Source organism: Companilactobacillus zhongbaensis, from assembly GCF_003946515.1.
GTDB classification, from domain to species: Bacteria; Bacillota; Bacilli; order Lactobacillales; family Lactobacillaceae; genus Companilactobacillus; species Companilactobacillus zhongbaensis.
This window is the reverse complement of record NZ_RHOM01000020.1, coordinates 1-11,720: the sequence shown is the minus strand read 5'-3', so window position 1 is coordinate 11,720 and position 11,720 is coordinate 1. Positions and strand designations below refer to the sequence as shown.

At 39.2% G+C, this 11,720-nt stretch carries 9 protein-coding genes; 4 read left to right on the top strand and 5 right to left on the bottom strand.

Features of this window, described 5'->3' with window-relative positions; genetic code table 11:
• Positions 1-26: 26 nt before the first annotated feature.
• The 3 genes from EKM69_RS08715 to EKM69_RS08705 form a co-directional block, all read right to left on the bottom strand.
• On the bottom strand, positions 27-722 hold the full coding sequence (locus tag EKM69_RS08715) for a hypothetical protein (protein WP_125710224.1): 696 nt from the start codon (positions 720-722) through the stop codon (positions 27-29).
• A 51-nt stretch (positions 723-773) separates the two neighbouring features.
• The gene (locus tag EKM69_RS12350; protein WP_191988692.1) at positions 774-1,559 is read right to left on the bottom strand and encodes an Ltp family lipoprotein; all 786 of its coding nucleotides are present in this window, start codon (positions 1,557-1,559) and stop codon (positions 774-776) included.
• A gap of 125 nt (positions 1,560-1,684) precedes the next feature.
• Complete coding sequence (locus tag EKM69_RS08705; RefSeq protein WP_125710222.1) at positions 1,685-2,605, bottom strand: TerB N-terminal domain-containing protein; 921 nt, start codon at positions 2,603-2,605, stop codon at positions 1,685-1,687.
• Between the two features lie 262 nt (positions 2,606-2,867).
• Here EKM69_RS08705 and EKM69_RS08700 point away from each other — a divergent pair, with 262 nt between their 5' ends.
• The 3 genes from EKM69_RS08700 to EKM69_RS08690 all read left to right on the top strand — a co-directional run bounded on the left by EKM69_RS08700 (position 2,868) and on the right by EKM69_RS08690 (position 9,293).
• Complete coding sequence (locus EKM69_RS08700) at positions 2,868-4,280, top strand: C69 family dipeptidase (protein WP_125710220.1); 1,413 nt, start codon at positions 2,868-2,870, stop codon at positions 4,278-4,280.
• A 664-nt stretch (positions 4,281-4,944) separates the two neighbouring features.
• Positions 4,945-6,126 carry an exonuclease SbcCD subunit D gene (locus tag EKM69_RS08695; RefSeq protein ID WP_125710219.1) on the top strand — a complete coding sequence of 394 codons (1,182 nt, stop codon included), beginning with the start codon at positions 4,945-4,947 and terminating at the stop codon, positions 6,124-6,126.
• 2 nt (positions 6,127-6,128) lie between these two features.
• Complete coding sequence (locus EKM69_RS08690; RefSeq protein WP_125710217.1) at positions 6,129-9,293, top strand: SbcC/MukB-like Walker B domain-containing protein; 3,165 nt, start codon at positions 6,129-6,131, stop codon at positions 9,291-9,293.
• 54 nt (positions 9,294-9,347) lie between these two features.
• Here the strand turns inward: EKM69_RS08690 and EKM69_RS08685 are convergent, their stop codons facing one another.
• Together EKM69_RS08685 and EKM69_RS08680 are read right to left on the bottom strand one after the other, a co-directional pair.
• Complete coding sequence (locus tag EKM69_RS08685) at positions 9,348-9,734, bottom strand: hypothetical protein (protein WP_125710215.1); 387 nt, start codon at positions 9,732-9,734, stop codon at positions 9,348-9,350.
• 104 nt (positions 9,735-9,838) lie between these two features.
• On the bottom strand, positions 9,839-10,369 hold the full coding sequence (locus EKM69_RS08680) for an amino acid biosynthesis protein (protein ID WP_125710213.1): 531 nt from the start codon (positions 10,367-10,369) through the stop codon (positions 9,839-9,841).
• A 484-nt stretch (positions 10,370-10,853) separates the two neighbouring features.
• Between EKM69_RS08680 and EKM69_RS08675 the strand changes: the two genes are divergently transcribed.
• Positions 10,854-11,537 (top strand): YjjG family noncanonical pyrimidine nucleotidase, encoded by a 684-nt coding sequence (locus EKM69_RS08675; RefSeq protein ID WP_125710211.1) that lies wholly within the window; start codon positions 10,854-10,856, stop codon positions 11,535-11,537.
• The last annotated feature ends 183 nt before the right edge of the window (positions 11,538-11,720 follow it).

The following is an 11,720-nucleotide window of genomic DNA, read 5'->3' as shown; positions in this document are numbered from 1 at the left end:
AAAATATGCTAAAACTGTGTTTTGCTCTACAACTTAACCCCTGCATCCTTAACAAAAGTATTCACAGTCCGAGCATTATCTTGTTTAAACTGCTGGTTAGTATAATGTTCCGTCAAAACGGAATAACCATAAGTTGCAGCGACTACCATCAAATTGATTTCCACAAATGTACCATTATCCCCTTTTAGCGCTGCACGGATGTCATTGATGGAATCTTTCAATCCTGAACGACCTTTCAGCGATTTAGTGTTTTCTAAAGTAGCTATCGAAATTTCGTTCAGTTCCTTTAATGCTATTTTTCGTTGAGCTAAATTATCGTCGCTTTTCAAAGTCTTTTTAATATGTTGGAATTTTTTAGCCGTTTGATCCAAACGCCGTTTTTGAAAGACGTTGACTATCAAGTCACCTTTTTCGGAGTAATTAGTGCTACAAATGGTCCGATAAGAAAATACCAAGAGAAGTATCGACAATACCACGCCTATGGCTGCCATTTCGACTTTACGGTCGCTTTTTCCAGTGATTCGATCAACTATCGCGATCCCAATGAAAATCAGTCCTATAATGCTTAAAATCAAAAATATCGCCAAAGTCAGTTTCAACAAGGTTTCCGCGTTTATCCCAAACATCAATGTAACGACCAATACTGCTGGCACTACAGAAAGTCCCAAATACCCCCAAGAAACTTTTTTCTGCGTATGATAACGTGTCATCCTACTTTGCATAATTCCCCCACTTATTAAAAAATCGGCATTCAACTGAATACCGACTTAGTTTTAATCATTCAAATGTTCGATTGCATAGTCTGCTTCTTCTTGCGTGAATTTTTCACCGTATTCGGAAGTTAGTTGATCACGAATGCCTTCAGGCGACATGTCTTGATCATCTTGATAAGACTTAGCTTTTTTCAAGGCGTTAGCGTTGTAATCCGCCTTTAAGTTATCCACGGCGTATTGAGCTGCTTCAGCCGAGAACTTTTCACCATACTCTGATGTCAATTGGTCGTAAATACCAGCTTTTGACATGTGCATCGTATCTGAGTAGCTTTTGGCTTTTCTCAAAGCCGACTTGTACTCGCGTGGAACACTGTTAGAATCAGCTGACTTAGCTGGTTTCTGCGTATCGTCAGTCGTTTCTGCAGGCTCTTGTTCCATATCTGCTTCTGAGTCATTAGCGTTTACCGGCTTGATAGTGATGATCTTAGACTTAGTCTCATCATTTCGTTCGACCTTGATCCGATACTCACCGGCTGATGAAAATGTGATCTCTTCAGAACCAGTATCAGCTGTAGCATTAACGACTTCTTTGTTGCTAGACGTATCCGTCACCGTATACTTGTTACCCTTATTAGTATCAAACGAGATCTTGGCTTCAGAACTATCGCTGCTCAAAGTAGCAGTAGTCTTATTCACATCCAAGAAAACAGCATCGCTACTTCCACCCGAAATAGCTTTTCCAAAAATAATCAGTACTAAAACGATCAGTACCCAAAACCACCACTTCTTGTAAAGTGGCTTCTTATGACGCACACTGCGCCGATTTCGTGACATCCTAGTCTCCATATATTTACACCCCTGTAAAAAAAGTATCTATATATAGAATTTTACATTATATAGGATATTAATACTTCTAAAGTTAGGATTAAGTTTTGAGTTGCTATTTTTTTCATCAGTGCTTACAACAAATATTATTTGTAATGGCCGATCAATTCGATCCGCACGTCTTCACTCGTCTGTTCAAGCATCTTGACCAAAGGCTTGCGAACGTCTTTATGCGTTAACAAATTAGGAACTTTGATCCGGCGTTCATCTTTTGGCAATGAGAAATTAGACAAACTGATACAAACATTATCTTTACCAGCATGATCGACATTATTGATCGAAAAATGACTCTTTTGGTATTTCGCATCCAATTTGTCGTTCAAGATCTTCTCAAAAAGTCTTGGTTTACCCGTGACATAGCGTTGATTGTCCATCCCCAACTTTTCAGAGATCAACATAATATCATGAGCGTGCAAATGACCATGCGTATAAAGTTTGACTAAGATCTGTAATTCTTCTGGGATCTCATCATTACGCAAGCAATTCAAAAATTCAACTCGCTTATACTTATAAGCTGCCCAAACTAATGCTTCGGCAGATTGACGTAAAAATTCTTCATCATCAACTAGTCCATGCAGTTTACACAACAAGTCGACAGCTGGTTCGACCTTGCTGCCCATGAAGATCCGGCGTTCTAAAGCATATAAAAGAATATATGCATAACCCACGTCATCTTTACGTTCGATATTTTCTAGCCATTCAAAAAAAGCGTACTTTTGACCAGGTGTGAAATCCTTGAAACACGGATAGTTCCCCACCTTATCGATCTGCTCACGATAAACTTGATTGTGTGTAAATATTTCTGACGGCTCTGAGATTGAACTGTCTTCAAATTCTTCAGTGTTCTTGCGTCTGCCATCCCCAAACCAAAGCAGATCTAAGATCGAAGAACAAATGTTAAAACTGTGCGCCCCCGCGTGCAGCTTTTCGACCCGACGTTCATTTTGTTGATCAGATAATTCGTGCGACAATAAATCTCTTCCAAATATTGTTGCTAAAAAACTCATCCTTAAATTCTCCCCACAAATTCAATTTGTAAACGATTTTCTCATTTGTATACAAATAAAATCTATCATACTAAAAGTCAAATTTGTTAACGAATAAATTTTATTAATGATAAATAAATCTTTTTCGTGATCGAATTATTTTAAATAACTGTCGCAAAGTCGATTTTTTACAAAAGTATTTATCTTTTGCATAGATGTTCGGTTTAGAAGTCCTACTAAAAACGTTATAATTGGGGAGAATATGCATAAGGAGGACTCTGCAATGACAAAAAGAATCAAGGGTTCGTGTACCACGGTCCTAGTTGGTAAAAAGGCTTCGATCGACGGGTCAACTATTATCTCAAGAAACGATGACGGTCATGAGGCACTTGACCCAGAACGTTTCGTGGTCGTAAACCCTGAAGATCAACCAAAGCATTACCAATCAGTTATCAGTAACGTTAAGGTCGACCTTCCAGATAATCCCCTGCGCTACACTTCGATCCCAAATTCCATCCTAACTAACGGAACTTGGGCCGCAGCCGGAATCAACAGCGAAAACATCGCCATGTCAGCTACTGAAACGATCACCACTAACTCACGGGTTCTTGGATTAGACCCGCTTGAGGAAGCCGGGATCGGTGAAGAAGACATGGTCACACTAGTGTTGCCATACATCCACAGCGCTAAAGAAGGCGTACTCCGTTTAGGTGAATTACTTGAAAAATACGGAACTTACGAAACTAACGGGATTGCTTTTTCAGATAAAGACAACGTTTGGTGGTTCGAATCTATCGGAGGTCACCACTGGGCAGCCGTTCGTATCCCTGACGATGCCTACGTTGTAGCACCTAACAGAATGAACATCGATTCATTCGACTTCGATTCTGAAGATACTTTGAGTTCAAAAGATCTCCAAGACTTTATTGAAGAAAACGATCTTAACCCCGACGAAAATGGCTACAACTTACGTCACATCTTCGGTAGCTCAACTATCAAAGATACAGTCTACAACAACCCACGCGCTTGGTTCGGTCAAAAATATTTCACACCAGATGCTGAAAGAGACCCACAAGATCAAGACTTGCCTTTCATTTGTCACGCCAACCGCAAGATCTCGATCGAAGACGTCAAATTCGTTTTAAGTTCTCACTACGAAAACACGAAATACGATGTCTACGGTGACGGATCGGAGTCAGATAAGACTAAATTCCGTCCAATCGGTATCAACCGGAACCACGACGTTCACATCTTACAAATCAGAAACAACGTACCCGATGAAATCGCAGGTATCCACTGGTTAGCCTTTGGTGCCAATACTTTCAACACCGTCGTACCATTTTACTCAAACGTGACTGATACACCAGCTACTTATAAAGATGCTGACGGTGAATTCAACCTCAACAACATGTACTGGCTCAGCTGTACCACTGCCCTTCTAGGTGATACTAATTACGACTTGTACGTTGACTTCAGAAACACCTTCGAACTCGAAGCAATGGGTTCATACAGAAAGATCCAACATGACACAGACGCTGATATTAAAAAGCAAAGTAGTGCTGACATTCAAAAGTATCTTGAAAAAGCTAACGACAAATTAGCCACAGATTCTTTGAAACGCCAAACTAAACTACTCGGTGATATGGTTATTTTTGGTTCAGAACACATGAAGCTCAGATATAACCTCAACGACTAAAAAAGGCGCCTAGCGATAGGCGTTTTTATTATGTCAAAAATGGAAAACAAAAATATTTAGAATTAATTTATTTATATTTACTTTGGTTGTTAGAATACAGAAAAAGGAGGCAATTCCCATGAACAATACTACAAACAAATTAATTATTGAAGAAGCAGATCTCAATGATCATGGCACTTGGGATTGGTCATCTAACAAAGAATTAGTCCAAACAAAATAATATTAACGATATAATATTTTTAACCACGAAAAAAGCGCCCAAACTATGGACGATTTTTTTGTCTCGATGTAGAATGTTTCATTGAGAAAGAAACATAATGTAAAAACGAAGGAGACATTTGATGCAAGATAACTCGAGCAAGATCGAATATGCCGAATTCGATGAGGAAACTGGCTGGAACTGGTCAGACTCAGACGAAGATACTTTGTACAATAACTTTGCAAATGGATTATATGACTAAGCAGCATCCTTTGGGATGGTGCTTTTTTTATACAAATCAATCATTTGAAAAAATCGATCTAAAGCATAAGATCCAGTCATATCAAGCAATCAAACTATCAATAAATTAATAAAGGTTATCACTTTACGAACACACGTTCTGATTGATAACATATAATCAACGCTTAAGATTAAATAATAGATGCTTTTACCGTAGGGGGACATATGAAACTATTACATACTGCCGATTGGCACATCGGCCGGACTTTAAACGGATACTCTTTATTGGATGAACAAGAAAATGCCTTTGAACAAATACTCAATATCGCTAAAGCTGAACAAGTTGACGGCATCGTCATTGCTGGGGACATATACGACCGAGCGATCCCAAGTACCAACGCAGTTACAGCCTTAGATAAAATGCTTAAAACAATCAACTTGGACAATCACATCCCTATCTATGCCATTTCCGGAAACCACGACGGTGCCAAACGTCTGAACTTCGGTAACGAATGGATGGAAGAAAGTGATCTTTATTTGAATACCCTCTTATCAGAAGCCTTCACCCCGATCGAAACTCCAGAGGCGCAAATATTTATGTTGCCGTTTTTCGATCCAATGGATGCCCGCGTTTATTATCAGCAGCAAGGAATGGATGAAGAGGACGTCAAGAACATCCGTGGCATCGGTGAAGCTATGAACTTAGTCATCAGCGACATGGTCAAACTCTTCGACCCTAACAAGAAACACTTACTGATCACCCACTTCACCGTGGCACCTTCCGCAGAAGAAGAACTTGAATTAACTAGCGAGACGACTTCCAAAGTCGGAGGCCTTGCAACTTTAACCGTCAATACTTTCAACGATTTTGATTACGTCATGTTAGGGCATATTCACACTAGGTTCGCCTCCCCTAGCGAAGACATTCGTTACCCCGGAAGTCCCGTCAAGTTCAACGTCAAAGAAGCTAAAATCAAGGCTCACGGAAAAGGTGTTGATATCGTAGAAATCACTGATAATCAGATCACTCACACCTTCAAGGAGATCACTCCCAAAACCGACCTACACGTGCTATCAGAGACTTGGGAGACCTTGACTGACCCCAAGTTTTACAAAGCTCAACCGATCAAAAAGGACTGGTTTGCCATCACGGTCAAAGACTTCGATCGAAGCAAACACGTTAACGTCCGTGCCAAAATGCAAGAAATATACGGGACTGTTGTCGAACTAGATTACGAAAACATCAAACGTGACCAAGAAATCGCGACTAGCCAGGCTAACTTAAGCGAATTAAGTCCAGATACTATCGTGGATCAGTTCTTCAAAACGATCACTGGTAAAGACTTGTCAGACGACCAAAAACAATTAGTCGATAGCATCTTCGTCGATTTAGGAAAAGAGGATTAATCTTGAAGCCAATTTACTTAGAAATGAAATACTTCGGACCCCACGAAGATTCAACTATCAACTTCCAAGAACTAGATGAAGCTCCGATTTTCTTGATCGGTGGCGACACTGGTGCCGGTAAGTCGACCATTTTTGACGCCATGACCTTTGCTCTTTTCGGTTCAACCTCTGGCGACAGGAAGCCTTCTGAACTACGCAGTCAATTTGCCCCGAACGATCAAAAAACTGAAGTGACCTTCTACTTTGAACAAGGAAATCAACTTTATCGCATCATCCGTACGCCTGAACAAATGCTGGCTAAAAAACGTGGAACAGGTTTAACTAGCAACAAAGCTAGTGCCAAGTTAGCCATTGTCGACGAAGTCGGTGGCACAGAAATATCCAGCATAGCGGCAAAGCCATTGGACGTTGGTAACGAAATCGAGAGCATCTTGCATTTAAAGGTAGATCAATTCAAGAAGATCATCTTACTACCTCAAAACGATTTCTCAGAATTCCTAAAATCACCAACCAAGGACAAAGAGCCAATTCTCAAAAAGATCTTTGGAACGCAGCTGTTCACAGATTTTACGAAAGAATTGACCGACAACTATACTGCATCCAAGAAACAAAGCGAAGGCTTTGAAAGTAAGCTCCAAATGCAATTCGACTCCAATGTTTGGACTGGCGAAGAAAAAGAGAAACTATCTTCTGAAGCTAGCGAGCAAAAGCTCGTCTTATTAATGAATTTCGTCGATGATCGTAAAGCTTCCTTGGAGAAATTAACTTCTGCAAGAACTGACATCACCAAATCAGTCGACAAAGCTAACAAAGCATTGCAAGCTGCTAAAGATCTAGAAAAGAAATTTACTGATTTAGCAAAATACCAAAACGACTTCAAAACAAACATCACCGACCAACAAGAATCAATCAAGTTGAACCAAGAACACTTGATTGAACTCCAATGGGCCAAGGGATTGCAAGAGCCACTGCGTGACTTAAACTCCAAACAAACCGAATTGACCAACAGCAAAAAAACTCAAGCTGAACTAACAAACACCGTTAAAGTCGCCCAACAAAAACACAACGAGATCAAAGCAATTTCTGAGAAACTAACTTCTCAAAAGGATGATTTTGACAAAAAGACTAAGCGTACGAAAGATTTAGCAGTTATCATTCCAAAAATCTCTAATGTCGAAGAACTCCAAGAAAAGATCAAAACTATCACACCGATTTTGGCGACAGTTAAATCTCAATTTGAAGAAAAACAAAAGTCAGTCGATTCCTTAACTAAGGAATTGAAAGCTGAACAAGAAAAACAAGTATCCACCACTGACCTGCAAAAGAAACGTAACCAACTTACCAGTGAAAAAGAAACTTTCTTCAATACTCTGTCACCACTAAAAAGTGAACAGAGTACCGTTTCAGCCAATCTAAAGCAGGCACAAGCAGACCAAAAACTTGCTGAAACGAAATTGGCCGACGATACGGTAAAATTAAAAGAAGCTAAAGAGACTTACGATCAACAGATCCATCGTCGTAGTGACTTAATGATTGCCCAACTCCAGCAAGACCTAGAAGACGGAAAGCCTTGTGTAGTCTGTGGTTCAACTGACCATTCACACATGGAAGTAAAGGTTGAAGCCAACGAAGCAGAATTAAAAAAGGCCATGGATCAAGTTGATAAAGCCCAAAATGATTTTGCCTCGATTCAAAACAGCGTTGATGTAGATACTAATAACCTGGAAAAGATCAAAGCTGACGTAGTCAAAAAAGATAAAGTAGAAAAAGAGATCATTGATAAATGTTTAACTACATTCGAAGAGCTCAAAACCAAATCTGCTTTGAAATTTGACGATTGCAAAGACCTCTCTGATTTTACAAAAGTCTTTGATTCTGAGATCAGCAAACTCGACGTAGCTCTCAATCAAGCAGCTGAGCGAGAAGCCAAGATCAAAGAAAAACAGGATCAGTTAGAACAGGCCAAACAATCAACCAATGATCTCAACATCAAATTGAGTTCGAAACAAACTGAATTGAACAGCTACCAAACTGATCTCAAAGAAAAATCAGTCGATCTTGATCTTAGTAAACCTAGTTCAGAACTAACTTCTGAAAAAACAGCTCTAGAATCAGAAACTTCTCAATACGAGAAGTCCTTAAAAGCATCAGAACAAAAGCTACACGAAAGTACCTTGACTCTTTCTAACACACAAACAAAACTAGACGACACTAGCCAACGGATCAAACAAGAAACAAAGGCAGTCTCTGAACTCCAAAACCAAATCCAGTCTGCCCTATCGGCTGAAGATGCTAAAACTTCAGACGAAAAAGTCTTAGCAAATTGGATCGGTGAGATCAATCAAGACAAGATTTCTACGATCCAAGTTGCCATTTCTAATTACCAAACAGAAAAGCAACGTCTAGAAAAAGAAATCCAGCAACTAGAGGCTGAATTAGTCGATGCCAAACATCCAGATCTAGAAGCTTTGCAAACTGATCTCTCAGCTAAAAGCAAACAAAAAGACGAAATCATAGAACGTGTCAGTTATGCCACTAAAGACTTGGAAGATGCTAAGACTAGCTACCAACAAGTTCAACAGATCGTCAAAGACCAAGGAAGTTTCGCTAAGAAATTCAGTGAGATCACCAGTTTATACAACATCGTCACTGGTAAAGAAGGTAATGACAATAAGTTGAAGCTAGAAACTTACGTTGTTCAGAACTACTTGCAAAGAGTCTTGAATTACGCCAACGATCACTTCATCAACCTATTGTCGAACAACCGCTATAGCTTTGAACTCTCCGCAGAAGGAAGCGACAATCGAACTGACCACGGATTAGATATCAACGTCTTCGATAACGAAACTGGCGAAGTTCGTTCCTCAAACACCTTGTCTGGTGGAGAAACTTTCATCGCTGCGCTTTCGATTGCCTTATCACTAAGTGAAGTCGTTCAATCATCAGCAAACGGCGTTCAAATCGACGCGCTCTTTGTTGACGAAGGATTCGGTTCACTTGACCACGAGACGCTCGACAAAGCCATGAAAGCCCTAGAAACGATCGGTGAAAACCGCATGGTCGGTGTCATCAGTCATATCGACTCGATGAAAAATACCATTGGTCAACAACTCTACATCAAAAAACTTGGTGATGGACGGAGTACCGTCCAACTCATCAGCAAATAAAAAAAGTCGTCCAAATGTCAGGCTGATCCTTCAGTCCGACATTCAGACGACTTTTTATAATTCAATTTGAATTTCGTAATTCCAGCGGGTACTTTGTAAAATGGCTCTGATCTTATCAAGAGTATCTTGATCACCAAAACCAGTTTCGATCATCGTTCCATCTTCCAGAGTTACTGGCTTAACGAAACGATTAGCATCCGTTTTGAAAATAACACGGTTGATTTTTAAATTATTGAATAACTGTAAATCATTTTTTTCAATGTAGTTCAGTGATAATACAAGGACATCCGACCAGGAACTCACGGAAAAATCGTGGTCGTTGATAATAAATTTTGTCGGAAGGAGTCCATCAGGTACAAGATGTTCATTGTTCAATCTTAAAACTTTGTTGTCAGTCAATTCTTGCATGTACATCATTCCCATCTTTTTGTATTCACCCACATAGTAAGACAGGTATGTTGATCAGTTCAAGCTTTATATATTTATGAAAAAAATTGAAAAAATGATAACTGTCAAAAAGCCATTATAACAGCATTAGACTTACCTTACGCTATTTGATAAAGACACCATACCATCGATGGAGTCAATCTTTTCACGATTTTTTCATTACTGTTTAAAGTAATATTTTTTTCATTCGTTAAGACGTATTCTGCATCATTCGCCAAATATCGTTGATACGCATCATATTTGCTAGGAGCGGTCAAAACTTCGATGCCATTTCCCACTGTTTGTTCGAGAAGTTGTTTAGTTGCGGCGTGTGTATATCCGATTCCATTGTCAACGTCCGTTCTTTTGACGACAACGAGTGGATCCAAATGCGTCATGAAGCAGTTTTCTAATTCCATTTGGTCGAGTTTTTCATAGTGAATATCGCCCCAGCTTTCTTGAAGTTTTGGTGATTTGAAAGCTGCTGGGATCAACAAGTAATCGCGTGAATAGGCGTTTAAATTAGTCAAAATATTTTCGAAACTAGGATGGCCGACGATTTTGGCCTTTCCTAGTAATTCTTCTTTGTTGTATTGAGTCGCTGCAGCATAGCTGTCGGTTGCGCTTGGTCCTAATGTGTGAATTCTCATAATATTTGCCTCTTTGATTAGAATTAAGGAAAAATAAAAAGCCAACTAGATTAGAAATCTAGCTGGCTTATTTGACGTGTTCTATCAAAAGGGCTTGCCAACTAGACTTCACGTGTCTAGTTGGCCAAGACAAAACTGACTTCGCTAACCTTAGACACGAACGTGCGGGACGTCCGTATCCAAGATCAATACGGACGCTACCTAAAGTTTGCAAAGCCGAAAAAGGCTTGAGTTTTAGCTGGCGTGTAATTATAAGTCATATGTCTTTTCCTTTCGTTATTGATTGGTTATATTAAAGCACCTTTAATATTATTAGTCAACTTATCAATTAAAATTATCGTTTTTCATTCCTGGAATGCTTAATAAAAACTCTTAACTAGAATCACTCTTTGATTATTGTTTTAATACTTTCTAAATCTCCATCCCGCAATATGTTCGCATACTTTTGCTATACTAGTATGTATATCACTGTGAGGTAGAATCCATGAAATATCCAATTATCCTATTCGATTTAGACAGCACGATCTTAGACACAAACAAAAATGCCGAAAATGCATTACATAAGATGGACATTGCGAAGTCTTTTGCATTTGACAACCATGAAATTGCTTATTGGCATGAGTTAAACAACCATCTATGGCAGCTTTTTGAAAAAGGCGAGATTTCTCGTGATGCTTTGTTGGATCAACGTTTTAAGAAATATTTTGAACACTTCAATGTGGATGTTGACACTAGTTCTTTCCAAGAAGAGTACATTCATCTTTTTGCTAGTGAACACGAATTGTTGCCGAATGCTCGCAAGACTTTGAGTGATCTTAGTCGTGACCGGAAGTTGTACGTTATTTCTAACGGTACCAAGTTCAAACAACACGCTCAGATTGAGGGAGCTGATATTGGTCAGTATTTTGATGACATTTTCTTATCTGAAGACTTGGGTTATAAAAAGCCAGATCCAATGTTCTTTAAGAAAATGGATGACCAACTTGGCAACGTCCCTAACGATGAAATGCTTGTAGTCGGAGACTCTTTGACTGCTGATATTGCCGGTGCTAATGCTGTTGATATTGATAGTGTTTGGTACAATCCTAGTAGAAGTAAAAATTCTTCAGTTTATAAGCCTACTTATCAAGTGGATGATCTAATCAAGATCGAACCACTTTTAAAATAATTTTTTAGACATAAAAACAGCCCACTGACAAAAAATGCGCTGGTCCCTGTCAAGTTGACATTTGAAATAATATAAAAATTGAATACTTCTTAAATGGCCATTCTCCTGTATTCCGCAGGGGTATGGCCATTTATTGTTTCTGATCTATCTACATGATTAAAATAGTAGATCCCTTCTTTGACG